This window comes from Novosphingobium sp. AAP93, assembly GCF_001296055.1.
Lineage (GTDB): Bacteria > Pseudomonadota > Alphaproteobacteria > Sphingomonadales > Sphingomonadaceae > Novosphingobium.
This window is the reverse complement of the sequence record NZ_LJHZ01000010.1, coordinates 1-26,058: the sequence shown is the minus strand read 5'-3', so window position 1 is coordinate 26,058 and position 26,058 is coordinate 1. Positions and strand designations below refer to the sequence as shown.

21 protein-coding genes and 1 riboswitch are annotated in these 26,058 nt (G+C 65.8%); of the genes, 11 read left to right on the top strand and 10 right to left on the bottom strand.

What is annotated here, in order from left to right; translation table 11 throughout:
• Nucleotides 1–36 precede the first annotated feature (36 nt).
• Entirely contained in the window at nucleotides 37–1,035 is a 999-nt protein-coding gene (locus IP83_RS02060) for an NADPH:quinone oxidoreductase family protein (protein WP_054120549.1), read from the top strand.
• An 84-nt stretch (nucleotides 1,036–1,119) separates the two neighbouring features.
• On the opposite strand, the gene IP83_RS02055 is transcribed toward IP83_RS02060, so the two are convergent.
• Both IP83_RS02055 and IP83_RS02050 read right to left on the bottom strand, forming a co-directional pair.
• Nucleotides 1,120–1,539, bottom strand: coding sequence for a DUF2147 domain-containing protein (locus tag IP83_RS02055; protein ID WP_197274248.1), 420 nt, complete (start codon nucleotides 1,537–1,539; stop codon nucleotides 1,120–1,122).
• Nucleotides 1,536–2,228 carry a trimeric intracellular cation channel family protein gene (locus IP83_RS02050; protein WP_082364425.1) on the bottom strand — a complete coding sequence of 231 codons (693 nt, stop codon included), beginning with the start codon at nucleotides 2,226–2,228 and terminating at the stop codon, nucleotides 1,536–1,538. Before IP83_RS02050 ends, IP83_RS02055 begins: the two co-directional genes overlap by 4 nt.
• An 88-nt stretch (nucleotides 2,229–2,316) precedes the next feature.
• On the opposite strand from IP83_RS02050, the gene IP83_RS02045 reads away from it, so the two are divergent.
• Nucleotides 2,317–4,515 (top strand): bifunctional diguanylate cyclase/phosphodiesterase, encoded by a 2,199-nt coding sequence (locus tag IP83_RS02045; RefSeq protein WP_054120547.1) that lies wholly within the window; start codon nucleotides 2,317–2,319, stop codon nucleotides 4,513–4,515.
• Nucleotides 4,516–4,677: 162 nt separating this feature from the next.
• On the opposite strand, the gene lpdA is transcribed toward IP83_RS02045, so the two are convergent.
• From lpdA to IP83_RS02005, 8 genes are all read right to left on the bottom strand, one after another.
• Nucleotides 4,678–6,093 (bottom strand): dihydrolipoyl dehydrogenase, encoded by a 1,416-nt coding sequence (lpdA, locus tag IP83_RS02040; protein WP_054120546.1) that lies wholly within the window; start codon nucleotides 6,091–6,093, stop codon nucleotides 4,678–4,680.
• A gap of 23 nt (nucleotides 6,094–6,116) precedes the next feature.
• Nucleotides 6,117–6,509 carry a DUF5615 family PIN-like protein gene (locus tag IP83_RS02035; protein WP_054120545.1) on the bottom strand — a complete coding sequence of 131 codons (393 nt, stop codon included), beginning with the start codon at nucleotides 6,507–6,509 and terminating at the stop codon, nucleotides 6,117–6,119.
• The gene (locus IP83_RS02030; RefSeq protein WP_054120544.1) at nucleotides 6,506–6,748 is read right to left on the bottom strand and encodes a DUF433 domain-containing protein; all 243 of its coding nucleotides are present in this window, start codon (nucleotides 6,746–6,748) and stop codon (nucleotides 6,506–6,508) included. Before IP83_RS02030 ends, IP83_RS02035 begins: the two co-directional genes overlap by 4 nt.
• A gap of 28 nt (nucleotides 6,749–6,776) precedes the next feature.
• Complete coding sequence (gene odhB, locus IP83_RS02025) at nucleotides 6,777–7,991, bottom strand: 2-oxoglutarate dehydrogenase complex dihydrolipoyllysine-residue succinyltransferase (RefSeq protein ID WP_054120543.1); 1,215 nt, start codon at nucleotides 7,989–7,991, stop codon at nucleotides 6,777–6,779.
• Nucleotides 7,992–8,017: 26 nt separating this feature from the next.
• On the bottom strand, nucleotides 8,018–10,858 hold the full coding sequence (locus tag IP83_RS02020) for a 2-oxoglutarate dehydrogenase E1 component (protein WP_054120542.1): 2,841 nt from the start codon (nucleotides 10,856–10,858) through the stop codon (nucleotides 8,018–8,020).
• Nucleotides 10,859–11,080: 222 nt separating this feature from the next.
• On the bottom strand, nucleotides 11,081–12,043 hold the full coding sequence (gene mdh, locus IP83_RS02015) for a malate dehydrogenase (protein ID WP_054120541.1): 963 nt from the start codon (nucleotides 12,041–12,043) through the stop codon (nucleotides 11,081–11,083).
• A gap of 218 nt (nucleotides 12,044–12,261) precedes the next feature.
• Nucleotides 12,262–12,531 carry a hypothetical protein gene (locus tag IP83_RS02010; RefSeq protein WP_231624868.1) on the bottom strand — a complete coding sequence of 90 codons (270 nt, stop codon included), beginning with the start codon at nucleotides 12,529–12,531 and terminating at the stop codon, nucleotides 12,262–12,264.
• A gap of 296 nt (nucleotides 12,532–12,827) precedes the next feature.
• Nucleotides 12,828–13,871 (bottom strand): cell wall hydrolase, encoded by a 1,044-nt coding sequence (locus IP83_RS02005; RefSeq protein WP_231624867.1) that lies wholly within the window; start codon nucleotides 13,869–13,871, stop codon nucleotides 12,828–12,830.
• A 487-nt stretch (nucleotides 13,872–14,358) separates the two neighbouring features.
• A riboswitch (cobalamin riboswitch) is annotated at nucleotides 14,359–14,569 on the top strand.
• Between the two features lie 206 nt (nucleotides 14,570–14,775).
• On the opposite strand from IP83_RS02005, the gene IP83_RS02000 reads away from it, so the two are divergent.
• From IP83_RS02000 to IP83_RS20790, 9 genes are all read left to right on the top strand, one after another.
• Entirely contained in the window at nucleotides 14,776–16,701 is a 1,926-nt protein-coding gene (locus IP83_RS02000) for a TonB-dependent siderophore receptor (protein WP_231624866.1), read from the top strand.
• A 140-nt stretch (nucleotides 16,702–16,841) separates the two neighbouring features.
• Nucleotides 16,842–17,723, top strand: coding sequence for an ABC transporter substrate-binding protein (locus IP83_RS01995; protein WP_231624865.1), 882 nt, complete (start codon nucleotides 16,842–16,844; stop codon nucleotides 17,721–17,723).
• Nucleotides 17,720–18,682 (top strand): iron ABC transporter permease, encoded by a 963-nt coding sequence (locus IP83_RS01990; protein ID WP_054120538.1) that lies wholly within the window; start codon nucleotides 17,720–17,722, stop codon nucleotides 18,680–18,682. The genes IP83_RS01995 and IP83_RS01990 overlap by 4 nt, the downstream gene beginning before the upstream one ends.
• The gene (locus IP83_RS01985) at nucleotides 18,679–19,416 is read left to right on the top strand and encodes an ABC transporter ATP-binding protein (RefSeq protein WP_054120537.1); all 738 of its coding nucleotides are present in this window, start codon (nucleotides 18,679–18,681) and stop codon (nucleotides 19,414–19,416) included. Before IP83_RS01990 ends, IP83_RS01985 begins: the two co-directional genes overlap by 4 nt.
• Before the next feature lie 191 nt (nucleotides 19,417–19,607).
• A complete protein-coding gene (uvrA, locus tag IP83_RS01980; RefSeq protein WP_054120536.1) occupies nucleotides 19,608–22,556 on the top strand; it encodes an excinuclease ABC subunit UvrA in 2,949 nt (982 codons plus the stop codon).
• Between the two features lie 171 nt (nucleotides 22,557–22,727).
• Entirely contained in the window at nucleotides 22,728–23,591 is an 864-nt protein-coding gene (locus IP83_RS01975; protein WP_054120535.1) for a MipA/OmpV family protein, read from the top strand.
• A 489-nt stretch (nucleotides 23,592–24,080) separates the two neighbouring features.
• Nucleotides 24,081–25,148, top strand: a complete 1,068-nt coding sequence (locus IP83_RS19445) for a DUF262 domain-containing protein (RefSeq protein ID WP_197274247.1) — start codon at nucleotides 24,081–24,083, stop codon at nucleotides 25,146–25,148.
• A 5-nt stretch (nucleotides 25,149–25,153) separates the two neighbouring features.
• Nucleotides 25,154–25,618, top strand: a complete 465-nt coding sequence (locus IP83_RS19790; RefSeq protein WP_156309539.1) for a HEPN domain-containing protein — start codon at nucleotides 25,154–25,156, stop codon at nucleotides 25,616–25,618.
• A gap of 199 nt (nucleotides 25,619–25,817) precedes the next feature.
• Nucleotides 25,818–26,058 (top strand): hypothetical protein (locus IP83_RS20790; protein WP_231624864.1); only part of this gene is annotated, 241 nt, incomplete at its 3' end.

Sequence of the window (26,058 nt, the reverse complement as noted above, 5' to 3'; positions counted from 1 at the left end):
GGCTCAAAGGTGCAAACACATGCATCGGAGAGACCCATGAAAGCCTTGCGCACCCACGCCGTCGGCGGCCCTGAAACCCTGACCCTCGACGAGATCGACGCGCCCGTCGCCGGTCCCGGCCAGGTCGTCGTCGCGGTCAAGGCCTGCGCGATCAACTTCCCTGATACGCTGATGATCCGCGACATGTACCAGTTCAAGCCGCAGCGCCCCTATGCGCCCGGCGGCGAACTCGCGGGTGTTATCGAAAGCGTCGGCGAAGGCGTCACGCAGTGGAAGGCGGGTGACAAGGTCATCGGCATGTGCGGCAACGGCGGCCTCGCCGAGAAGGTCGTGCTCGATCAGGGCCGCATGTTCCCGCTCCCCGAAGGCGTCTCGTTCGAAACCGGCGCCTCGCTCCTCATGACCTACGGCACCACGATCCACGGCCTGAAGGATCGCGGCCGCATCAAGGCGGGTGAGACCATGCTCGTCCTCGGCGCCGCCGGCGGTGTCGGCATTTCGGCGATCGAACTCGGCAAGGCCTATGGCAACCGCGTCATCGCCGCTGTCTCCAGCGAGGAGAAAGCCGCCGCCGCGCGCGAAGCCGGCGCGGACGATGTCGTGATCTATGGCCGCCCGCCCTTCGACAAGGACCAGAGCAAAGCCCTGGCCGACGCGTTCAAGGCCGCCTGCGGCCCGAACGGCGCGGACATCGTCTACGATATCGTCGGCGGCGACTATTCCGAGCCCGCGCTGCGCGCCATCGCGTGGGAAGGCCGCTTCCTCGTCGTCGGCTTCCCCGCCGGCATCGCCCGCCTGCCGCTCAACCTCACGCTGCTCAAGTCCTGCGACGTCTGCGGCGTGTTCTGGGGCGCCTTCACCGCGCGCGAACCGCAGAAGAACGCCGAGCATGTCGCCGAACTGTTCGACCTCCTCAAGGCCGGCAAGATCAACCCCCGCGTCTCCGCCCGCTTCCCCCTCGAACGCGGCGGCGAAGCCATCGCCATGCTCGCCGACCGCAAGGCCGTGGGCAAAGTCGTGGTCACGATGGAGTAACGAGGCCCCCTCGTCCTCCCCATTTTCACGAAGTGCAAATGGGGAGGTGGCCTGCCGCAGGCAGGTCGGAGGGGTACTTCCCTCCTACCGCACCTTCGCCCAGGTCTGCGTCTTGCACAGCGGCCAGACCACGCAGCCCTTCACCGTCATCTCGCTCGCTGATTTCAGCGTCACTGTCGCAGCATAAGTACCGCCGTCGTTGGGATTGTAGATCGAACCCTTCCAGCTTCCACCAGCAGGTTTCAGTCCCCGGAACACGTAGAGCCCGATCAACTGGCGTGAACGCAGCGCCGGGTTCTTGTTGTTGCGGTCGAACCGGTCCTCCGGGCTACTGCCGGTCCCACCCAGGATCTTGCCACAGAGCCCGCCATCGCACTGCGAAACCTCGATCAGCCCGCCGCGCTCGGGCGTGCGCCACGTGCCATAGGGGCTCGCCTGCTCCGCCGCACTCGCGCTCGCCGCCATCACCAGCGCGCCAACCAACAGACCTTTCCGCACCCTCATTCTCCCTTGTCCTGTGTGCGCCCATAGGCCGGCAGTGCCAGCTGCCACTTGATCGCCGCCCCGCGCAGGCCAAAACCCGCCAGCGCCGCCAGCGGCCATATGATCATCTTGTCCACCCCTGCCATATGTCCACCCGCGCAAAGCGCCGAAGTGAGCGCGGCGGGCGTCACATAGAGTTCGGGCCGCATGATGATCGAAGGGCGCCCGGCGATCACGTCGCGGATCACTCCGCCCACGCAGCCGGTGATCACCCCCATCATTGCCGCGGGCACCGGCGCAACGCCCAGCGCCAGCGCCTTGGCCGTCCCCAGCACCGCATAGGCGCCAAGCCCCGCCGCGTCGGCCCATTCGATCACCCGCGTGCTCTCGCTCTGCCACCACCGCGCCGGGCTGAACCACACCAGCAGTGCCGCGCCGAGGCACACCGGCGCGGTCCACGCATTGTGCACCCAGAACACCGGTGCCCCGATCAAAAGGTCGCGCACGGTCCCGCCGCCCACGCCCGTCACCAATGCAAAAAACGCCATGGTAACAAAGGTCTGCCGCATCCGTGCCGCCAGCAGCGCCCCGCTCAGCGCGGTGATCGCGATGCCTGCCGGGTCGAGCGCCGCGATCAGCGCGAACACGTCCGAGGCCGGCAGACGCGTCGCGGCGGGCAGGCTCAGCGCAAGGACATCGATCGGGCTCATTAACGCTCCCCTTAGGACGAAAGTAACCAACCCATGTCTAGGATGGAATCCGGATCGGTCCTTTTCTCCAACAGGCTTTCTGCGCCACGTGAAGAATCTGCTCAAGCCCTGGCAGGCATCCCGGCCGCCGCAACCACCGCCTCCGGGCGACGTTGCGGCCGACCGCGCGCTGCACCGGGCGTCTGTTTTCGAGGATATCGAGCGGGGCCATTCCGGTTGGTTCTGGGCCACCGACGCCGCCGGTTGCCTTTCCTACATTTCCCCCGCCGCCTGCGAACGCTTCGGCCTTGCGGCTGAGGATTTGATCGGCAAACCCTTCACCAGCCTGTTCGAGACCGATCCCGAACACCCCGGCGAGCGCTCCGATCGCCCGCTGCAGTTCCTCTTCGGCGCCCATGCCCGCCTCGCCGACGTAACCGTCCGCTTCGTCCCCGATCGTTGTCCGGCCGGCGCCCGCCCGGCATGGTGGGCGCTTTCCGGCCAGCCCAAGATCGACGTCGCCCGGCCCGGCTCCGATGGCGCCTTCCACGGCTATCGCGGCAGCGCGCGCGACATCACGCTCGAATACGAGCGCCGCATCGAGGACTCGCGCCTCGCCGAATTCGATTCGCTCACCGGCCTTGCCAATCGCCATCGCATCAGCCGGCGGTTCGATGCGATGCTCGCCGCGTTCAAGGGCACTTTGCGCCCGGTCACGCTGATGATGCTCGATCTCGACCGGTTCAAGCAGGTCAACGACACGCTCGGCCATCCCGCCGGGGATGAATTGCTCCGCCAGGTTGCCCAGCGCCTCACCCGCGTCGTCGGCACGGTGGGCGAGATCGGCCGTCTCGGCGGCGACGAATTCCAAATCCTGCTCCCCGACATCGAGGATCGCGGCAAGCTTGGCGAACTCGCCGACAAGATCATCGGCCTCGTCTCGCAGCCCTACCGGATCGACGACAACCACGTCGTCATCGGCGTCTCCATCGGCATGGCCATCGCCCCGTTCGATGGCGGCGAGCGCGAGGACATCGTCCGTGCGGCGGACCTTGCGCTCTATGCCGCCAAGCACGGCGGACGCGGCCAGTTCCGCTTCTACTCCGCCGATCTCAAGGACGAGAAGGAAGAGCGCCGCCAGCTCGAAGAGGCCCTGCGCGAGGCCATCTCCTCTGTGGAGGGCGATGCCGACAACTGGGACGAACCCCAGCTTGCGATGGTCTACCAGCCCGTCGTCCGCACCGACGATCACGTCGTCGTCGGGTTCGAGGCGCTGATGCGCTGGGAACATCCCCAGCGCGGGGCCATCCCGCCGTCGGTGTTCATCCCCGTCGCCGAAGATACCGGCATGATCCTCCAGCTGGGCGCCTGGGCGCTGCGCCAGGCCGCGCGTGATGCTGCCGCATGGCCGCATCCCTTGCGCATCGCGGTCAATGTCTCGGCGGTGCAGTTTGCCCACCCCGATTTCCCGCGCATCGTCTCCGATGTGCTCGATAGCGCCGGCCTCGATCCCGAACGGCTCGAACTCGAACTCACCGAATCCGTGTTCATGGGCGACAGCGAGACCACCGATGCGGCGTTCAAGGCGCTCAAGGCTCTCGGCGTGCGGCTCGCGCTCGATGATTTCGGCACCGGCTATTCCTCATTGAGCTACCTTCGCGCAGCACCCTTCGACAAATTGAAGGTCGATCGCAGCTTCGTCGACAGCTGCACCCTCAGCGATCAGAACAGCGCCAAGATCATCGCCGCGATCATCGGCCTCGCCGATGCGCTTGGCATGGAAACCACCGTCGAGGGCGTCGAAGCATTCGACCAGCGCGATGTCGTCTGCGCCAAGGGCGCGCGGTTCATCCAGGGTTTTCTCTATTCGCCCCCGCTCGAACAGGCGGTCCTGCTCGAACGCATGGCGGCGGGCGAACTGCGCATCCCGCCCGAAGGCCCCAAGCGCCATCGGCCCGAGCGCCGCTCGGTCTACCGACGCATCGGCGTGATTCACGAAGACCACCGCTACGAGGCGCTGCTGCGCAACCTCTCGGCCACCGGCGCGCGCATCGAAGGGCTCGTCGGCGTCCCCGTCGGCACCAGCCTCGTGCTTGATCTCGGCGCGGGCCAGCTCGCCGTCGTCACCGTCTCGCGCTCGGAAGACGCGACCATCGGCGTCGAGTTCGAAACCCCGCTCGTCAGCGATGGTGCCGGCGGCCTCGTCACCCGCTACCGCGCCAGCTCCTACGCGCTCGCCGCCGCCGCCCGCATGGTCAGCACCAGCGCCCCCCAGTTCCTCGAAGTAGAAGTCCGCAAACGCGCCTGAACCTCAGGTCCTCCCCATTCTCCCCTGAGCTTGTCGAAGGGGTAAAGGGGGAGGTGGCAGCCTCGCTCATCCTGAGCTTGTCGAAGGAAGGGCTGACGGAGGGGTAACTCCTCCCCGGTACGGGGAGGGGGACCACCCGAAGGGTGGTGGAGGGGTACTCCCTCAAATATGAATCGGCTTCCCGCCAATCCCCATCGCCGCTTCCTTCAGCGCCTCGGCATGGGTCGGATGCGCGTGGCAGGTATAAGCGATGTCTTCCGCCGTCGCGCCAAACTCCATCGCCAGCGCCGCCTCGGCAATCATCGAACCCGCGACGCTCGCGATGCACCACACGCCCAGCACGCGCTCGGTCTTCGCGTCCGCGATCACCTTCACGAAGCCGTCGGGCTCGTGGTTGGTCTTGGCGCGGCTGTTGGCGAGCATCGGGAACTTCGAGACTTTCACGTCGGTCCCCGTTTCCTTGGCCTTCTCGCGCGCCGCTTCCTCGGTCAGGCCCACGCCAGCAAATTCGGGGAAGGTATAGACCACGCCCGGGATCACGGCATGGTTCACGATGCCGGTGTGCCCGGCGATGAACTCGGCCACGGCCACGCCCTCGTCCTCCGCCTTGTGCGCCAGCATCGGACCCGGAATCACATCGCCGATGGCCCAGACGCCCGGCACGCTCGTGCGGAAATCATGCCCCGTCTCGATCTGCCCGCGCTTGTTCACTTCAAGCCCGATCTTCTCGAGGCCAAGCCCATCCACATTCGGCCGCCGTCCGATGGCCACCAGCACGCAGTCCGCCGTCAAAGTCTCAGCCGCGCCGCCCGCCGAAGGCTCCACCGTCAAGGTCGCGGTCTTGCCCTTCACGGCAACGCCCGTCACCTTGGTGGAGAGCTTCAGCTCCATGCCCTGCTTCTTGAAGATCTTGGCGGCTTCCTTGCGCACATCGCCGTCCATGCCGGGCAGCAACTGGTCGAGGAACTCCACCACCGTCACCTTCGCGCCCAGCCGCCGCCACACCGAACCCAGCTCCAGCCCGATCACACCGCCGCCGATCACCACGAGGTGCTCCGGCACGCGCTCCAGCGCCAGCGCACCGGTGGAATCGACCACCACGCCCGCGTCGTTGTCCACCGTCACCCCCGGCAGCGGCGTCACGCTCGAACCCGTCGCGATCACCACGTCCTTCGCGGTCACCTTCGCGCCCGCCACCGAAACGGTGTGCGCATCCTCGAACGCGGCGAGGCCCTTCAACCAGGTCACCTTGTTCTTCTTGAACAGGAACTCGATCCCGCCCGTCAGCTGCTTCACCGAATCCAGCTTCTGCTGCTGCATCGCTGCCAGATCGAGCGTCACCGGCCCCGTCTTGATGCCATAGCTCGCAAACGTGCCATCCACCGCCTCGGCAAACTTCTCCGAACCATGCAGCAGCGCCTTCGAAGGAATGCACCCCACGTTGAGGCAGGTGCCCCCCAGCGTCTCGCGGGCTTCCGCACAGGCCACCTTGAGCCCCAGCTGCGCCGCGCGAATGGCCGCGACATAGCCGCCGGGACCAGCACCGATGACAAGCACGTCGTAGTCGTATTCAGCCATGTCTCACTTCCATCGATGCGCCATCAGCCTTGCGAAGTTTCCCAAGGGTCGGCTCGTCTGTCGTGTCCCGGGAAACGGCGGAACCGCACCTGGTTTGTCGTCACCACCGCCACATGGCCCGCCAACCGGTCATCTTCAATGACCTCAAGCAGCGCCTTGATGATGGCCTCCTGTTCGAACGGGTCGCAGCGAATGTAGATCAACGCAGGCGGAGGCTCATGCCCCATCGCGAAGATCAGATCGCTGAAATCACTGTCTTCGCTGATCAGTATGCGGTCTTCAGCCCTCGCCCGTTCGATATGCTCGGCATCGCTGTCCGTCGGACAGACCAGCACGGCCCGGAGAACATCGTGCCCCGCGTCCGTCAAAGCCTGCGCGATGCGCAAGCCGATGTGGACATCGAGCAGGAACTTCAAGCAGCCCGCGCCTTGCCAATCGCGGCATAGTCCTCATCACCCATCAGATCGGCCGCAAACGCCGCCGCCGCCTGCAGATGAACCGCCTCTACGCCCGGAAACTCCTCGGCAATCCGCTCCGCCGACCAACCCGCACCCATCAGCTTGAGCACGAATTCCACCTTGATCCGCGTGCCCCGTAAGATCGGCTTGCCGAAACCGATCTCGGGGTCGGAATGAATGTGCTCTTTCCAGTCCATCGCAGACTCCAGTTCCGGCGCGCTGGCCTCACATATCAATCAGCAGGCGCGTCGGGTCTTCTATCGCTTCCTTGATCGTCTTCAAAGCCGTCACCGCCTCGCGTCCATCAATGATCCGGTGATCATAGCTCAGCGCGATATACATCATCGGCCGCACCACGATCTGCCCGTCACGCACCACCGGCCGGTCCTCGATCCGGTGCAGGCCCAGCACCGCCGACTGCGGCGGGTTGATGATCGGGGTGGACATCAGCCCGCCGAACACGCCGCCGTTGGAGATCGTGAAGGTGCCGCCCGCCATGTCGGCCATGGTCAGCGTGCCGTCGCGCGCCTTCTTGCCGTAGTCGGCGATCGCCTTCTCGATGCCAGCAAAGCTCATCTTGTCGACATCGCGCACCACCGGCACAACCAGCCCGTTGGGCGCGGACACCGCCACCGAAATGTCCACGTAGTCGAAGTAGACGATCTCGTCGCCCTGCATCTGCGCGTTGACGGCCGGAATGTCCTTCAGCGCCAGCACCGATGCCTTGGCGAAGAAGCTCATCAGGCCCAGCTTCACGCCGTGCTTCTTCTCGAACACGTCCTTGTACTTCGCGCGCGCTTCCATCACCGCGCTCATGTCCACGTCGTTGAACGTGGTCAGCATCGCGGCGGTTTCCTGCGCGGACTTCAGCCGCTTGGCGATGGTCTGGCGCAGGCGGGTCATCTTGACCCGCTCCTCGCGCCGCTCGCCGCTCACGCTGACGACGGGGGCCGGAGCCGGGGCAGGGGCGGGCGCCGCCACCACCGGCGCGGGCGCGGCCTGCTTGGCCTGCGCGGCCGCCAGCACGTCTTCCTTGGTCAGGCGCCCGTCCTTGCCGGTGCCCTTCACCGTCGCCGGATCGATCCCGTGCTCCAGCACCGCGCGGCGCACGGCAGGCGAAAGCGCTGCCGCATCGTCCGCGACAGCTGCAGCAGCCGGAGCCGCCGCCGGTGCAGGAGCTGCCGCCGGAGCCGTCGCCACGCCGCTCGTCTCGATCAGTCCGAGCAGCGCGCCAACCGCCACGGTGTCACCCTCGGCAGCCACATGTGCGCCCATGATCCCCGCGACGGGGGAGGGCACTTCCACCGCCACCTTGTCGGTCTCGAGGCTCGCGATGGGCTCGTCGAGCGCCACCGCCTCGCCCGGCTGCTTGAGCCACTGGCCGACAGTCGCCTCGCTGACGCTTTCGCCGAGCACCGGAACTTTGACTTCGATAGACATGCTTCAATCTCTCAAACGAAAGGGGTTCAGGCCTTCTTCTTGGTCCGGCGCAACTCGCCGCGCACCGAAAGCGAAAGCGCATTGCTGACAAGCGCGGCCTGTTCAGCCGCATGGCGCTTGGCAAGGCCGGTCGCCGGCGAAGCCGCCGCGCTACGGCCCGCATAGCGCGCGCGCTTCACCTTGCTGCCCGCCGCCTTCAGCGCCTCCTCGATCAGCGGCTCCACGAAGAACCACGCACCGTTGTTCTTCGGCTCTTCCTGGCACCACACGACTTCTTCGAGGTTCGTCATGCGCGAAAGGCGCAGCGCCAGCGGCTCGCCCGGGAACGGGTAGAGCTGCTCCAGCCGGATGATCTGCGTATCGGTGATCCCCGCGGCATCGCGCGCCTCGATCAGGTCGTAGGCCACCTTGCCGCTGCACAGCACCACGCGCCGGGTATCCGCGTCCGCCGCCGGATTGAGGTCGGAAAGGATGCGCATGAAGTGCCCCTCGCCGACGAAGTCCGAAGCCTTCGATTTCGCCAGCGGATGGCGCAGCAGGCTCTTGGGCGTCATGATGATCAGCGGCTTGCGGAACGGCCGCTGCATCTGCCGGCGCAGCACGTGGAAGTAGTTCGCCGGGCTGGTGATGTTGCAGACCTGGATATTGTCCTCGGCACACAGCTGGAGATAGCGCTCCAGCCTTGCCGACGAGTGCTCCGGCCCCTGTCCCTCATAGCCATGCGGCAGCAGCATCACGAGGCCGTTGGCGCGCAGCCACTTGGCTTCGGAGGCCGCGATATACTGGTCGATCATGATCTGCGCGCCGTTGGCAAAGTCGCCGAACTGCGCTTCCCACAGCACCAGCGTCTTGGGGTCCGCGCTCGCATAGCCATATTCGAAGCCCAGCACGCCGTACTCGCTCAGCGGGCTGTCGTGCACTTCGAACTTGCCATGCGGCAGCGTGGTCAGCGGCACATACTTGCGCTCGGTGGTCTGGTCGACCCACACCGCATGGCGCTGGCTGAACGTGCCGCGGCCCGAATCCTGCCCGGAAAGCCGCACGTTGAAGCCCTCGGTCAGCAGGCTGCCGAACGCCAGTGCCTCGCCGGTCGCCCAGTCGAAGCCTTCGCCCTCGGCAAACATCTGCTTCTTGGCCTCGATTACGCGGCCCAGCGTCTTGTGGATGGTGAGGTCTTCCGGCACCGTCGTCAGCGTCCGGCCCAGCGCGTCGAAGCGCTTCTGGTCGATCCCGGTCGCCACGTTGCGCCGCGCCGTTTCCGGGTCCGCCGGCTTGTTGAGCCCGCTCCAGCGCCCGCCGAACCAGTCGGCATGGTTCGCCTTGTAGCTCTTCGCCGCGTCGAATTCGGCCTCCAGGGTCGCGACGAAGCGGTCCTCGGTCTCGCCCTTCCAGTCCTTGTCGATCACGCCCTGCTCGATCAGGCGGCGGGCATAGATCTCGGATACTGCCGGATGCTGCTTGATCTTGGCGTACATCAGCGGCTGGGTGAAGCTCGGCTCGTCGCCCTCGTTGTGGCCGAAGCGGCGGTAGCACCACATGTCGACCACCACGTCGCGGCCGAACTTCTGGCGGTAGTCGATCGCGAGCTTGCACGCGAAAGTCACCGCTTCCGGATCATCGCCGTTCACGTGGATGATCGGCGCCTGCACGCCCTTGGCCACATCGCTCGGATAGGGCGAACCGCGGCTGAACTGCGGGCTCGTCGTGAAGCCGATCTGGTTGTTGATGATGAAGTGCAGGCACCCGCCGGTGTTGTAGCCCTTCACGCCCGAAAAGCCGAGGCACTCCCACACGATGCCTTGCCCTGCGAAAGCCGCATCGCCGTGGATCAGGATGGGCAGCACCTGCTTGTGCTTGCCCGGCCCGATGTCCTCGCGGAACGCCTGCTGCGCGCGCGTCTTGCCCAGCACCACCGGGTCCACCGTTTCCAGATGGCTCGGGTTCGGCTGCAGGCTCATGTGCACCTTGATCCCGTCGAACTCGCGGTCCGTGCTGGTGCCGAGGTGGTACTTCACGTCGCCCGAACCGCCGACATCCTCGGGGTTCGCGCTGCCGCCGGAAAACTCGTGGAAGATCACGCGGTAGGGCTTGGCCAGCACGTTCGCCAGCACGTTGAGCCGCCCGCGGTGCGCCATGCCGTAGATGATCTCGCGCACGCCCAGCTGGCCGCCATACTTGATCACCGCCTCCAGCGCCGGGATCATCGATTCGCCGCCATCCAGGCCAAAGCGCTTGGTGCCGACGTATTTCTTGCCGAGGAACTTCTCGTACTGCTCGCCGCGCACCACCGCCGCGAGGATCGCCTTCTTGCCGTTGGGCGTGAAGTCGATGCTCTTGTCGCCGCCCTCGATGCGGTCCTGCAGGAACTTGCGCTCCTCCACGTCGGAGATGTGCATGTATTCCAGGCCGACCTTGCCGCAGTAGTTCTTCTGCAGCACCGCCACGATCTCGCGCGGGGTGGCCCATTGCAGGCCCAGCACGCCGCCGACGAAGACCTTCTTGTCGAGGTCGGGCCCGGTAAAGCCATGATATTCCGGCGTGATGTCCGCCGGCAGCTCCTGCCGCGCAAGGCCCAGCGGATCGAGGTCCGCCGCCAGATGCCCGCGCACGCGGTAGGTGCGCACCAGCATCATCGCGCGGATCGAGGCGCCCGCCGCGGCTTCCAGCGCCGCTTCATCGAGCGGTGCACCCGCAGCCTTGGCCGCCTTGGCGATTTCCTGCTTCAGCGCCATCGGATCGAGCGCGCGGGTGAGATCGTCGCCCGCTGCCGGGTCGCTTACCGGCCAGCGCTTCGAAGCCCACGAAGGCCCCGCCTGCGGACCCTCCTGCAGAAGGTCCACCTCGAACGAGCGCTCTTCATAACCCATATGTCACTCCTCTCGCCCCGGGGAGGTTGGGGCTTCGGAAAACCATGCTTTCCCACGGACGGAATGCGCCGCCCGATCCGCTAACCACGCAAACCCCTCAAGACTGGCCGCTTTAACCATGTCTCTGCGAAGGGAGCCCGCACCGGGGCCTGCGTAAAACCACTTATCTGAACGGGGCGCGAACCTGCTGCGGGCAGGCCATCCGCGCCCCGTTCGCCAGAATCACGCCAGCGAGCTGTCGATGCCCTTGCAGGCCACCAGCAGTTCCTTCACCGCGTCGACCGAAACCTGCAGGTTCGCCTTCGCCGTGTCGTCGAGCGCGATCTCGATCACCTTCTCCACGCCGCCCGCGCCGATCATCACCGGCACGCCCACGTAGAGCCCGTCCACGCCATAAGCGCCGTCGACATAGGCCGCGCAGGGCAGGATGCGCTTCTGGTCATTGAGATACGCTTCCGCCATCGCGATGCCCGAAGCGGCCGGCGCATAGAACGCCGAACCGGTCTTGAGCAGGCCGACGATCTCGCCGCCGCCGCTGCGCGTGCGCTGCACGATCGCATCGATCTTTTCCTGCGTCGAGGCGCCCATCTTGATGAGGTCGGGCACCGGAATGCCCGCCACGGTCGAGTATTCGACCACCGGCACCATCGTGTCGCCGTGCCCGCCGAGCACGAACGAGGTCACATCGCGCACCGAAACGCCGAATTCCCACGCCAGGAACGTGCTGAAGCGCGCCGAGTCGAGCACGCCCGCCATGCCGACGACCTTGTTGTGCGGCAGGCCCGAGAATTCGCGCAGTGCCCACACCATCGCGTCGAGCGGATTGGTGATGCAGATCACGAAGGCGTCGGGCGCGTGGGCCTTGATGCCTTCGCCCACGGCCTTCATCACCGAAAGGTTGATGCCCAGCAGGTCATCGCGGCTCATGCCCGGCTTGCGCGGTACGCCCGCGGTCACGATGATCACGTCCGCGCCGGCGATATCGGCATAGTCGTTGGTGCCGGTGATCTTCGCGTCGAAACCCTCGACCGGGCCGCACTGCGAAAGGTCGAGCGCCTTGCCCTGCGGCACGCCTTCGACCACGTCGAACAGCACGATGTCGCCGAGTTCCTTCTGCGCCGCGAGGTGGGCCAGCGTCCCGCCGATGTTGCCGGCGCCGATCAGCGCGATTTTCTTGCGAGCCATGCCTTTGCAATCCTTTCCCGGATACGCGGGACCTGCGACCCATGCGGGCCGCCCAAGAGCTGCCGCCGTTAGGCCTCCCGCGTCCCGCAATGACGGGAAGGATTCCAGACGGATGGGAGCGACCTAAGCCTGCGGGATGGTGATTGCAAGGCGCAAAAACCCGCACTGCGCGGGTTTTTGTGATAACAGTTCGCAATATCAATAAGAGGGTGGAGGCGTCAAGCTTGCGAGGATGCCCGCGCTGCAAACCGGCGCTGCAGCGCCTTTGCCAGCGGCCCGTCCAGCATGGCGCAGACCGCGATCCACCATTCGGCAGCCGCATTGTCGCCGCCTTCGGCAGCAATCTGCGCCGCCTCGCTCGCACGCTGCGCCGCCGACAGGCCATGCGCGCCAAACAAGCGCAGCGCTGCTTCCAGCAGGGCATCGTCTTGCGCGCTGCCGGGGTTCGTGCCGGCCCTGCGCTTGGTTACAGCATCATTGTCGTTCACCGGTCGCGGCATCCGCAGGGCGCGCGGGCGCACCGCGTTTCGGCTCGGGCCCCAATGCAGGCAAGGCGAAATGATCCCATAACGCGGGGCAAAATGCAGCATGGCGAGCACTCCTCGGTTGGGCGATGCACAGGGTATAGCAGGCGGGAGTGAACAGCGCGTTCGCCCTTAGGGTAAAGGACTCAATAACCCTGCCTAGAGAAGAATAACTATATAAAAAACATAGATTTATAGGAGTTGTGGGTGCCTGCCGAAATGGACCTTTCCGGGCAAACTAACCCCGAATCGGACTAAATCTAGCCACCTGGCTGGGCAATCCACTTGCCCGCATTTTCGTAAGCGGGATTGACCGCCGCACCGCCCGGCAACTGCCCGGCACGATACAGTGCATCGCCGCCGCGCGCCTCGACTGCGGGCGCAAACTTCGGTGCCGCCGCGCGCGGCTGCGTGTAGTCCGGAAGCGGCGTCTGTCCGAACGCGGCGGTATTGCGCCCCGGTGCGGCCTGCGCGGCTTGCATCGATTTCAGGGCCTCGATCCGCCCCGCCTCGAATGCCTTTTCCAGCTGGATCGGATCGGCCACGTCCGCCGCCGCCGGGGTCCATGTGCGCGGATGCGGCGCCGCCACCGGCTCGCCGCCCGCATAGACCGCGTTGAACGCCATGGGCCGCCCGGCCGCGCCGCTCCAGCGATAGAACCGGTGCGCGCCGATCGTGCCGATGAAGCTCAGGCTGTCCGCCCAGTAGGGATGCACCGCGCTGGTGTGGTAATGCGTCGCCAGCCCCACCGGCGCATAGACATAGCCCGCCAGCGCATCCGCCGCCACCCGCCGCGCCCGTTCCCAGAACGCCGCCATTGGCCGCCGCGCCATCGATCCGTCGCAGGCAAAGCTGAACTGGCAGCCCGGCCGCTCCGATCCCTGATAGACCACGCCGCACACCGTCTTGGGCCAGGCCGGATGCGCCACGCGGTTGAGCACCACTTGCGCCACCGCGCGCTGCCCCGCATCGGGCTCGCTCGCCGCTTCATAATAGATCGCCGCCGTCAGGCACTGCAGCGCGCGTCCCTGATCCAGACTCGTCCCCCGGGCGAAAATCGGCCGCGCCGCCGGGCCGCTCCCCGTCACCGGAATGGAATCGTCCCGATGAATCTGCGCATCCCACGCAGTGCGCGCCGCATCGGGCGCCAGCAGCCCCGTGTCATCGTTCGCCAGATAGTAGAACGCCGAGCCGGGAAAGCTGTCGCCCGGCCGCTCGAACGGCTGGAGCCCATCGCGCGCCGCTGCCGTCGGCACTCCCGGCGCGATCCACCCCGGCCCCGCGAGCCACAGCGCAAAGCCCATCACGGCAACACCCGCGATTCCCGCCCAGCGCTTGAAGCTCCCCTTCCGCTCATCCTGAGCCTGTCGAAGGGGGGAGGGGTCTTCCCTATTGCTCCCCTCCCGCTTGCGGGAGGGGTTGGGGGAGGGCCTGTCAACCTCAACATGAGGCCGCTCGACCACCGGCGCAACAGGCACCGCCACCCGCCGAGGCGCCAAGGCCTCGGGCGGCAGTTTCACCGGCCGGTAGTCGATAATCAGCGGCATAGCTCAGGCAGACTCACAAGGCGGCCACCCAGCGCTAGACCCTCTCCCCGCGCCCCGCATCCCGCCATTTCACCCCGTCCCGCTAAGGCACACCCCCCTGCGAAGCCGTTAACACCAAACCTGCGGTAGTCTTCCTTCCCTCCCCATTTTTCCCGCAGGGACAAATGGGGAGGTGGCCCGCGAAGCGGGTCGGAGGGGTTCTTCCTTCGCTGCCATCTTGCCCCAAGGTGCAGGTCCCGCTACCAAGCCCCCCGACGCCACCGGTGCCCGCGAGAGCGGGCTAAGAGGGAATCCGGACGCCAAGCTGTTCTTGGCAAACCCGGAGCTGCCCCCGCAACTGTGCCCGGATAGCGCCCTGTCCACTATGCCACTGGGCCCGCAAGGGTCTGGGAAGGCGGGCAGGGGGCCACGACCCCGGGCGAGCCAGGAAACCTGCCGGTGTGTGGTCGTTCCGCGGCCGGGCGGGGTGTACCGGGCGCATGCGTGAGACGGCGCGCCTTATGGCCCCGCGTCTTCTCCCGCCATGGACGGCAACGTCCATGGGCCGCGGAGAAATGCAATGATTTCACGTCACAAAACCCACCCCCAACCCCTCCCGCAAGCGGGAGGGGAGCCAGTTCGGCACAAGCACGCCCTCCCGCCTGCGGGAGGGCCGCGAGACTTGCTGAGCGCAGCGAAGCTAGTCGCAGCGGGGTGGGCCTGCGCAGCGCTCGCGCTGGCGGCGCCCGCTCTAGCACAACAAGCTGATGACATCGCGACAGATGTCTTTGTTGGCCCCGACGCACTGCGCCGTGACCCCGCCCTCATCACCGTCATCGCCACCGGCAGCCCCCAGCGCATCGACCAGACCGGCCAGCCGATCACCGTCCTCACCACGCAGGATCTCGCCCGCCTGCAGGGCCCCGACATCACCCGCGCACTCGAACAGGTCCCCGGCCTCACGCTCAGCCGCAACGGCGGTCCCGGCGCCTTCACCGGCGTCCGCCTGCGCGGCTCGGATAGCGAGCAGGTCCTCGTCCTCATCGACGGCGTCCGCGTCGAGGATGTCGCCGCCCCCGGGGCCGGCTTCGATTTCGGCACGCTGACGACCGGCGGCATCGAGCGCATCGACGTGCTGCGCGGCTCCAACTCGGTGGCCTGGGGCAGCGCCGCATTGGGCGGCGTCATCGCCATCCAGACCCGCGAGCTCAACGGCCTCGAAGCCAGCGCCGAAGGCGGCAGCCGGGGCAGCTTCGCCGGAGAAGCGTCCGCCGGTCTCGCCACGGACAAATACGCCCTCTCGCTCACCGGCGGCTACACCACCACCGATGGCATCTCTGCCGCCGCCACCGGCACCGAACGCGACGGGTTCCGCCAGTGGCGCCTCGGCGGCAAGGCCCGCCTCGATCTCGTGCCCGGCCTCGCGTTCGTGGCCAATGCCCGCTACGCCGATACCCGCACCGATATCGATGGCTTCCCGCCGCCCAACTACAGCTTCGCCGATACGTCGGAATACCAGATCACCCGCCAGTTCTCCGGCCGCGCGGGCCTGCGCTACGAAGGCGCGAGGCTCACGCTCAACACCGGCTTCGCGCTTTCCGACACCAAGCGCGACTACTACGACCCTACCTTCGGCACCGCGCCGTCTTATGGCTACCGCGGCCGCAGCCACCGCGCCGATCTCACCGGCCGCGCCACGCTGCCTGCAAACTTCGCGCTCGATTTCGGCGCGGACAGCGAATGGACGCGCTATTCCGGCACCTTCGATGCCCGCCAGACCGCGCGCCAGACCAGCGGCCACGCCATGCTCGGCTGGTACACCGATGCCGCCTCGCTCGCCGCAGGTGTCCGCTACGACGACCACAGCCGCTTCGGCAACGCGACCACCTTGGGCGCCAACGGCACGGTCAAGCTGACCCAAAACCTCCGCCTGCGCGCCAGCTACGGCGAGGGCTTCAAGGCCCCCACGCTGTTCCAGCTCCTGTCAGACTTCGGCAACGCCGCACTCCAGCCCGAACGCAGCCGCAGCTACGACGCCGGCCTCGAGTACCGCAGCGGCCCCGTCACCGCCGCCGTCACGCTCTACCGCCGCGACAGCCGCAATCTGATCGCCTTCGTCTCCTGCTTCGGCCAGACGAGCGCCATTTGCACCAATCGCCCCTTCGGCACCTACGACAACGTCGGCAAGGCCCGCGCCGAAGGCTTCGAAGCCGAACTCACCCTGAAGCCGGTCCCCGCCTTTACCCTGCGCAGCCTCTACACCTATACCAAGGCGCGCAATCTGACCCCCGGCAGCGCCCAGTTCGGCAACGATCTGGCCCGCCGCCCGCGCCACGCGCTCACCGTCAGTGGCGATTGGGAAACGCCGCTCGCCGGACTCGCCCTCGGCGCGGACCTGCGCCTCACCAGCACCAGCTTCGACAACGCGTCGAACACCACCAAGCTCCCCGGCGGCCCCGTCGCGACGATCCGCGCCAGCCTGCCGGTCTACAGGAGCGTCTCCCTGTTCGGCCGCGTCGAAAACGTCTTCGACAACCGCCTCCCCACCGCCGCCGGCTACAACGCCCTCGGCCGCGGCGCCTTCGCGGGCCTCAGAGTGAGCTACTGATGCACCAGAACCCCTCCACTTGGTCCTCCCCGTTTTCCCCTGAGCTTGTCGAAGGGGCAAATGGGGAGGTGGCCCGCCGCAGGCGGGTCGGAGGGGTTCGCTCCCTGCTCCCCCTCCTCTTCAGAGGAGGGGGGCGGGGGGTGGTGCTGGCCGCATGCGCAGCGCTCACCGCCTGCTCCCCCCAGCCCAAAAGCGAATCCAAGCGCGACACCACCCACTACCTCCCCACCATCGTCAGCCTGAACCCCTGCGCCGACGCCATCCTCGCCGAAGTCACCCGGCGGCCCGGCCAGCTCCTCGCCCTCTCGCACTACAGCGCCGACCCGCGCGCCGCCTCGATGGACGCGGCCAAGGCAGCACAATACCCCAAGACCCGCGGCACGCTCGAGGAAGTGCTCGCCCTCCATCCCGATGTCGTGGTCGATGGCACCTTCATCCCCCCCGCCACCGCCAAGGCCTACGAGCGCCTCGGCCTCCGCCTCGAAACGCTCGGCATCGCCAGCACTGTCGAGGAAAGCCGCGCCCAGATCCGTGCATTGGCCGCGCTCGCCGGCAACCCCGCCAAAGGCGAAGCGCTGATCAAGCGCATCGATACCGCGCTCGCCGCCGCCGCCCCCGCCGATCGCGCAACAATCCCTGCCCTGGTGTGGGAGCCCGGCGGCATCGTCCCCGGCGACAGCACTCTGATCGCCGAGCTCCTGCGCCGCACCGGCTTCACCAATTTCGCCGCCGCGCGCGGCCTCGGCCAGGCCGACCAGCTCCCCCTCGAACGCGTCCTCGCCGATCCCCCGCGCGTGATCCTTGCCGCCGGCTCCGACCGCGCGCTCCAGCATCCCGCACTCACCCACCTCAAGGCCACCACCCGCGCCCCGCTCGATCCGCGCCTGCTCTACTGCGCCGGCCCCACCATCATCCCCGCCGCCAAGCGCCTCGCCGAAGTGCGGCGGACTCTTTCTCCCCTCCCGCTTGCGGGAGGGGCTGGGGGAGGGCATGTCGCGGCCACACGGATGGCGAGCAAATGACCCGCCCCATCCCCTTCCTCGTCGCAGCGCTCGCCATCGCCATCCCCCTGTCGCTCCTCGCCGGACAAGTCTGGCTGAACCCCTTCGCGCCCCAGGCGCCCAACGCCATCACCATCCTCGCGCAGCTGCGCGCGCCCCGCGCCGCACTGGCCCTCATCATCGGCGCCGGCCTCGGCGGGGCAGGGGCCGCGATGCAGGGCTACTTGCGCAATCCGCTGGCAGACCCCGGCCTGTTCGGCGTCGCCCCCACCGCCGCGTTCGGTGCGGTGCTGAGCCTCGCGCTCGGCCTCGGCGTACTGCTCCCCGTCGCTGCCTTGCTAGGCGCCGCACTCGCCATGGCCGCACTCGCGCTGATCGCGGGCAATGCGTCCAGCCCCAACAGCACCACCCTGTTCGCGCTCGCCGGGCTCATGCTGGCCAGCCTGTCCGGCGCGCTCACCAGCCTGGTCATCAGCCTCGCGCCCAATCCCTTCGCGCTCAGCGAGATCGTCACCTGGCTCATGGGCAGCCTCGAAAGCCGCAGCTGGCACGATGTGGCGCTCGCCGCGCCCCCGACCGCGCTTGGCCTCGTGCTCCTCGCCCGCGCCGCCCCCGCGCTCGATGCATTGACCCTCGGCGAGGAAACCGCCCGCTCGCTCGGCGTGGACCCCGTCCGCCTGCTCTGGCTCATGGTCCTCGGCACCGGCCTCGTCGTGGGCGCTGGGGTCGCCGCCGCCGGGATCATCGGCTTCGTCGGTCTCGTCGTCCCGCACCTGCTGCGCCCCTATACCGACCAGCGCCCCTCCAGCCTGATCCTCCCCAGCGCGCTGGGCGGCGCGCTCCTCCTGCTCCTCGCCGATTGCCTCTGCCGCCTGCTCCCCCTCGCAGGCGGTGAACTGCGCATCGGCATCGCGCTGAGCCTCATCGGCGCGCCGTTCTTCCTGCGCCTGCTCCTTCAGCTCAGGAGCGAGCTGGCATGAACCTGTCAGCTCATAGCCTCACTGTCCCCGGCCGCCTGACGGACATTTCCCTCTCCCTCCGCCCCGGCGAACTCACCGCGATCTGCGGCCCCAACGGCGCGGGCAAGACCACCCTCCTGCGCGCGCTCGCCGGTCTCGAACCCGGCCCTGTCTCGCTCGGCGAAACTCCGCTCGCCGATCTCCCCCCGCGCCGCCGCGCGCAGGATATCGGCTACCTCGCCCAGCACGCACAGCCCGCCTGGAACCTCACCGCCGAGGCGCTCGTCCGCCTCGGCCGCCTGCCGCACCGCAGCTCCCGCGCCGAAGACGAAGTGGCTGCGCAATCCGCCCTCGCAGCCCTCGATTGCGCTCACCTCGCCCAGCGCGGCATCCACACCCTCTCCGGCGGCGAACGCGCCCGCGTCCTCCTCGCCCGCGTCCTTGCCGGCCAGCCGCGCTGGATCCTCGCCGACGAACCCCTCGCCAGCCTCGACCTCGCCCACACCGCCGCGCTGCTCCGCCATTTCCGTCAGCTCGCCGATCAGGCCAAAGGTCCGGGATGCGGAGTCGTCCTCGTCGTCCACAGCCTCGCCCACGCGATGAACCACGCCGACCGTGTCATCGTCCTCGACAACGGCCACCTCGCCGCCGACGGCCCGCCGCAAGTCGCTCTCTCCGAAGAAGTGATCGAACACGTCTGGCGCGTCCGCGCCCAGTGGACCGGCCCCGCAGCCGCCCGCGCGCTCTCCCTCTAAAGCAAGATCCTCCCCATTTTTCCCTGAGCCTGTCGAAGGGACAAATGGGGAGGTGGCAGCCCGCAGGGCTGACGGAGGGGTTCTTTCTTCCCCTCCCGCCACCTTGCGCATTACTGCCCAGCCACCCACCTGTCGCAAAACCTCCGCGCGCCTCTTGCCGGAATCGAACAAATCTGGAACAAACCGGCCCCATGTCCCTCAGCACCATTTCCATTCGCGGCGCGCGTGAGCACAATCTCAAGGGGATCGACGTCGATTTGCCCAGAGACAGCCTGATCGTCATCACCGGCCTCTCCGGCTCGGGCAAATCGAGCCTCGCGTTCGATACGATCTACGCCGAAGGCCAGCGCCGCTATGTCGAGAGCCTCTCGGCCTATGCGCGCCAGTTCCTCGAGATGATGCAGAAGCCCGATGTCGAGCATATCGACGGGCTCAGCCCCGCGATCTCGATCGAGCAGAAGACCACCAGCCGCAACCCGCGCTCCACCGTCGCCACCGTCACCGAGATCTACGACTACATGCGCCTGCTCTGGGCGCGCGTCGGCATTCCCTATTCGCCCGCCACGGGCCTGCCCATCGCGGCGCAGACGGTCACCCAGATGGTCGACCGCGTCCTCGCCCTGCCGGAAGGCACCCGCGCCTATCTGCTCGCCCCCGTCGTGCGCGGCCGCAAGGGTGAGTACCGCAAGGAACTCGCCGAATGGCAGCGCGCCGGCTACACCCGCGTGCGCATCAACGGCGATCTCATGGCCATCGAGGACGCCCCCGCGCTCGACAAGAAATTGAAGCACGACATCGAAGTCGTGGTCGACCGCATCGCGGTGAAGCAGAGCGACGAAGGCTTCCGCACCCGCCTGGCGGACAGCTTCGAGCAGGCGCTCAAGCTCGCCGACGGCCTCGTCTACCTCGATCTGGCCGACACCACGGTCGAGGCGGTGAGCGCCGGCAAAGCCCCCTCCTCTTCAGAGGAGGGGGTTGGGGGTGGTGGCGGCTCCAAAAAGGCCGGCATGAAGAAGACCGGTCTTCCCGCCAACCGCATCGTCTTCAGCGAAAAGTTCGCCTGCCCCGTCAGCGGCTTCACCATCGAGTCCATCGAACCCCGCCTGTTCAGCTTCAACGCCCCGCAAGGCGCATGCCCCGCCTGCGACGGCCTCGGCGAAAAGCTGCTGTTCGATCCGCAGCTCGTCGTGCCGAACGAGAACCTCAGCCTCAAGCAGGGCGCGGTCGTGCCGTGGGCCAAGTCCAACCCGCCGTCACCCTATTACATGCAGGTCCTCGCCAGCCTCGCCGCGCATTTCGGCTTCAGCCTTGAAACGCCGTGGGAAAAGCTGCCGGGCGAGGTCAAGGTCGTCATCCTCTATGGCACCGCCGGCAAGGCCGTCCCGCTCACCTTCATCGACGGCAAGAAGAGCTACACCGTCCAGAAGAGCTTCGAAGGCGTCATCGGCAACCTCAACCGCCGCATGCTGCAGACCGAAAGCGCGTGGATGCGCGAAGAGCTCGGCAAGTTCCAGACCGCGCAGCCTTGCGAGACCTGCCAGGGCGCCCGCCTCAAGCCCGAGGCGCTCAGCGTCAAGGTCGCGCAGGCGGACATCTCCAGCGTCACCCGCCTCTCGGTCGCCGCCGCCGTCGAATGGTTTGCCAATCTGGACGCGCAGCTCACCCCGCAGCAGAGCCAGATCGCCCGCGCCATTCTCAAGGAAATCAACGAGCGCCTTGGATTCCTGAACAACGTCGGCCTCGATTATCTGAACCTCGACCGGACTTCAGGTACGCTTTCGGGCGGCGAGTCCCAGCGCATCCGCCTCGCCAGCCAGATCGGCTCCGGCCTCTCCGGCGTGCTCTACGTGCTCGACGAGCCCTCCATCGGCCTCCACCAGCGCGACAACGACCGCCTCCTCGAAACGCTCAAGCGCCTCCGCGATCTCGGCAACACCGTGATCGTCGTCGAGCACGATGAAGACGCGATCCGCACCGCCGATCATATCGTCGATCTCGGCCCCGGTGCCGGCGTCCACGGCGGCGAGATCGTCGCGCAGGGGAGCCTCGCCGAGATCCTCGGCAACGCGAACAGCCTCACCGGCCAATACCTCACCGGCGCGCGCCGCATCGAAGTGCCGGCCAAGCGCCGCAAGGGCAATGGCCTCAAGATCACCGTCGAAGGCGCCCGTGCCAACAACCTGCGCGATGTCACCGCCTCCATCCCGCTGGGCACCTTCACCTGCATCACCGGCGTCTCCGGCTCGGGCAAAAGCTCCTTCACCATCGACACGCTCCACGCCGTCGCCGCGCGCACCTTGAACGGGGCCCGCGTCATCGCCGGTGCGCATGACAAGGTCACCGGCCTCGAACATTGCGACAAGGTGATCGAGATCGACCAGTCCCCCATCGGCCGCACCCCGCGCTCCAACCCCGCGACCTACACCGGCGCCTTCACCCTGATCCGTGATTGGTTCGCCGGCCTCCCCGAATCCGCCGCCCGCGGCTACAAGCCCGGCCGCTTCAGCTTCAACGTCAAGGGCGGCCGCTGCGAGAAGTGCCAGGGCGACGGGCTCATCAAGATCGAGATGCACTTCCTGCCCGATGTCTACGTCACCTGCGAGGAGTGCGAAGGCCGCCGCTACAACCGCGAAACGCTCGAGGTGAAGTTCAAGGGCCTCTCCATCGCCGATGTGCTCGACATGACGATCGAGGACGCCGAGGAATTCTTCAAGGCCGTCCCCCCCATCCGCGACCGCATGCACATGCTCAACGAAGTCGGCCTCGGCTACGTCAAGGTCGGCCAGCAGGCCACTACCCTCTCCGGGGGCGAGGCGCAGCGCGTCAAGCTCGCCAAGGAACTCGCCCGCCGCTCCACCGGGCAGACGCTCTACATCCTCGACGAGCCGACCACCGGCCTCCACTTCGAAGACGTGCGCAAGCTCCTCGAAGTCCTCCACCGCCTCGTCGATCAGGGCAACAGCGTCGTCGTCATCGAACACAACCTCGATGTCATCAAGACGGCCGACTGGCTGCTCGATCTCGGCCCTGAAGGCGGGGTGCGCGGCGGCGAACTCGTGGCGGAAGGCACCCCCGAACAGGTCGCCAAGAACCCCCGCAGCTTCACCGGCCACTACCTGAAGCCGCTCCTCACCCGCTAAGCCCAAAAGCCCTCTCCCCCTTGGGGGAGAGGGTTGGGTGAGGGGGTTTTCAGCGCGTGCCCCCAAGCAACAATACGTCACCCCGCAGCAACGCACCCCCGCCGCCCTCCTGCTAAGCGCCGCGCAGTCGCAACCCCGCTCCGCAAGACGCAACCGTCAGGACCCGGCCCCATGAACACCGCCCCCCGCGCCGCACTCGCCGCCGCGCTCACCCTCTTCGCCGCCCCGGCCTACGCCCAGACCGCGCCCGCCGCGCTCCCGTCCCAGCAGCGCCCCATGGGCCCGCCGCCCACCCCCACGTGGAGCCTCACCGTCGGCGTCGCCCCCATCCTTGCTCCCGCCTGGCAGGGCTCGCGCGATTATGCGCTCTCGGTCTTCCCGGACATCCGCGTCACCTACAAGGATGTCGCCTTCGCCTCGGTGCAGGAAGGCTTCGGCTGGAACGCGATCAACCGCGACGGCTGGAAGATCGGCCCCATCGCCCGCCTGCGCTTCGGCCGGCGCGAGAGCACCGGCGGCTCGCCCTTCCTCATCACCGGCGGCAGCGACGCGCTGCGCGGCTTCGGCAACATCCCCCTCGCGGTCGAGTTCGGCGGCTTCGCGCAGTATAGCCCGACCCGCCGCCTCGCCTTGCGCGCCGAAGTCCGTCGCGGCACCGGCGGGCACGAGGGCGTCGTCGCCGAACCCTCGATCCGCTTCGCCGACCGCGCCGGGCCTTTCCGCTATTCGCTCGCCCTGCGCAGCACCTTCGCCAGCGCGCGCTACACCCAGGTCTACTTCGGCGTGAGCCCCGAGCAGGCCGCCCGCGCCGGCCTCCCCGCCTACCGCACCGATGGCGGCCTCGTCTCCGCCGGTGTCGGCGGCACGCTCACCCGCCCGCTGGGCAAGCGCGGCCAGCACGGCGCCATCACCCTCCTCGCCGGGTACGACCGCCTCGGCAACGCCGCCGCCGACAGCACCCTCATCCGCGAGCGCGGCCGCCGCGACCAGTTCACCCTCGGCCTCTCCTACGGCTACCGCTTCACCTGGAAATGACCGCCATTCCTCCCCATTTTTCCCTGAGCCTGTCGAAGGGGCAAATGGGGAGGTGGCCCGCTCGCTCATCCTGAGCTTGTCGAAGGAAGGCGGGCCGGAGGGGCCATTCCTCCCTGGCACGGGGAGGGGGACCACGAAGTGGTGGAGGGGCACCCTCGGGAGCACAGAACGGCCACCCTCCCGCACCCCCGCGAAGGCGGGGGCCTCAGCCCGCTAGGCACACGCCAAAGGGAAAGAAAGCCTCCCGCTCATCCTGAGCTTGTCGAAAGACGGGCAAGGGCCACAGCACTTGCATCCCGGGAGTTTGGGGGGTGATGCACTTCTCAACCCAACCCCACCTGTCATCGTAACCACGGCCCTACGCACTGGTCTTTCGTCTAGCTTCATGTCAGTATGACATGGTCTGGATCGAAGGTAGAATGATCAAGGCGGAGCAGTACGAGGGTCGCAATGTCTGGCGCTGGGATTACCTTTGACGACGATGACCAAGTGGCATCGCGTGACGAATACGAGATCGCTCTATCTGAGGGTGTTGAAGATGAATCTCTTCTCGAACCGGAGGGCGCGAGACGTTTCTCTATAACCAGCTATGGAGCGGACTACACTGTCGACTCCCTCGTGAAAAGGATGAGAGGTGGTGCGTTTACCATTCCATCCTTTCAACGCCGCTTTGTTTGGTCTCAGAAGCACGGATCTAGATTCATTGAATCTTTGCTTATGGGTTTGCCAATTCCAAGTATTTTTCTTTACAAAGAATCGGAAACCAATCAGCATTTAGTCATTGATGGCCAGCAGAGACTTCGGACACTTCAGGCATTTTACGACGGAACTTTTGGTGAAAAGAAGTTCCGGTTGCTTGGTGTGCGGGAGCCATGGAATAATAAGTCATATGACGAATTGGACACATCGGACCAATTAAAGATAGATGATTCTATAGTTCATGCAATTATCTTCCGACAAGACAGTCCTATGGATGTTTTGGACAGTATTTATTATGTTTTTGAAAGGATAAACTCTGGCGGAATTAGGCTTTCCCCCCAGGAAATTCGTAATTGTATTAGCGCGGGTCGTTTCATAGATCTCGTGAAGCGCCTCAATGAATACAATGATTGGCGCAATATATTTGGTCCTTTAAATAAGAGAGCAAAAGATGAGGAATTAATAATACGTTTTTTTGCAATGCTGAGGGATGGCGATAATTATTACAAGCCAATGGCGAAGTTTCTTAATGATAAATCGGCTCAATTTAATAAGTTATCACAAATCGAACTCCAGGATATGGGGGCTACATTTAGGAAGGCTTCCTCGCTTGTTTGGGAGGCTCTTGGTCCTGCTGCTTTCCGTCCAAATGGGCCGTTGAATGCAGCGGTGTTCGACTCTGTTTTCCCTGCAATCGGTGCGCGATTAACTTCACTTAATGTGCAGGTGTTAAGGTTGGCATATGATGAACTCACAAATAATCGAGATTACATGAGATATTGTGAGCGTGCTACTTCGGATGAGGATGCTGTCCGTGCACGACGCAGGATCGTAAATGAAACCTTCGCAAGGTATTGAATCTCATGAGGTTAGAGATATTTAACCGCGAAAATGCGATAGATATCTATCTCAAGAGAATTGTTAAAAATGATGTTCCGGAAGATTTGCAGAGTGAGCTTCGAGTTTATGCGGTAGTTCAAATTTGCGGTTATATTGAGCGATCCATGGAGGTTATCATTCTGGATAGACTTCAGGCCCGAGGTCATCCGCGCTTGTTGGAGTTTGTAAAGTCCCACTTCAAAATAGGAATTAACTTTAAATGCCCTGCCATAAAATCACTTCTCGAAAGATTTGATCTGAAGTGGGCTCGTTCATTCCAAGACTTTCTCGATGACCATGATGAGGTTGTTGAAGCGATTGGTTCAGCTTATACACTCCGTAATCAGGCCGCACATGGGAATGCACCTTCGGTTGGTATAGTCAGAGTCCGAGAATTATTTGATAACGCAAAGATCGTTATTCAAGCTGTTATTGATGCAACGAATTAGAAAATATTTTATCATTATATGATTTATCTATGATTTTTCATATATTTCACATGATGTCATCGGAATCTTATCGACGGTCACAGTGATTTGATCACTTCTAATTTGTGTCGCTGCTAGCGACGTTGCTTTCCCCTGTCCTACACACCCCCATCCATGCCATACCCACGTTCCCTCTATGTTCCGCAGGGAGTCGCACGGCATGAACCAGCACAGCAGCAGCACCTTTGGCCGCGGGTGGATCCCCATGGAGCGGGATATCGGCCTCCCCGATGATCATGATCCCTTCGCGCACCGCCGGGCGGGTGGTGGTCCGGTCCTGAGCGCGGATGGGCTGACCGAATATGTCTACGATGACGAGGCTTACGGCACCTCTCCCCTCCCGCCTGCGGGAGGGGCTGGGGGAGGGCGTGTTGACGAACGCACAGCCTGTCCCGGACACA

Coding starts and splice junctions, on each gene's coding strand:
- IP83_RS02060 (WP_054120549.1), top strand. CDS start 37: ATGAAAGCCTTGCGCACCCACGCCGTCGGCGGCCCTGAAACCCTGACC.
- IP83_RS02055 (WP_197274248.1), bottom strand. CDS start 1,539: ATGAGGGTGCGGAAAGGTCTGTTGGTTGGCGCGCTGGTGATGGCGGCG.
- IP83_RS02050 (WP_082364425.1), bottom strand. CDS start 2,228: ATGAGCCCGATCGATGTCCTTGCGCTGAGCCTGCCCGCCGCGACGCGT.
- lpdA (WP_054120546.1), bottom strand. CDS start 6,093: ATGGCTGAATACGACTACGACGTGCTTGTCATCGGTGCTGGTCCCGGC.
- IP83_RS02030 (WP_054120544.1), bottom strand. CDS start 6,748: ATGGACTGGAAAGAGCACATTCATTCCGACCCCGAGATCGGTTTCGGC.
- odhB (WP_054120543.1), bottom strand. CDS start 7,991: ATGTCTATCGAAGTCAAAGTTCCGGTGCTCGGCGAAAGCGTCAGCGAG.
- IP83_RS02020 (WP_054120542.1), bottom strand. CDS start 10,858: ATGGGTTATGAAGAGCGCTCGTTCGAGGTGGACCTTCTGCAGGAGGGT.
- mdh (WP_054120541.1), bottom strand. CDS start 12,043: ATGGCTCGCAAGAAAATCGCGCTGATCGGCGCCGGCAACATCGGCGGG.
- IP83_RS02005 (WP_231624867.1), bottom strand. CDS start 13,871: ATGGGCTTTGCGCTGTGGCTCGCGGGGCCGGGGTGGATCGCGCCGGGA.
- IP83_RS01990 (WP_054120538.1), top strand. CDS start 17,720: ATGACCCGCCCCATCCCCTTCCTCGTCGCAGCGCTCGCCATCGCCATC.
- IP83_RS01985 (WP_054120537.1), top strand. CDS start 18,679: ATGAACCTGTCAGCTCATAGCCTCACTGTCCCCGGCCGCCTGACGGAC.
- uvrA (WP_054120536.1), top strand. CDS start 19,608: ATGTCCCTCAGCACCATTTCCATTCGCGGCGCGCGTGAGCACAATCTC.
- IP83_RS01975 (WP_054120535.1), top strand. CDS start 22,728: ATGAACACCGCCCCCCGCGCCGCACTCGCCGCCGCGCTCACCCTCTTC.
- IP83_RS19790 (WP_156309539.1), top strand. CDS start 25,154: ATGAGGTTAGAGATATTTAACCGCGAAAATGCGATAGATATCTATCTC.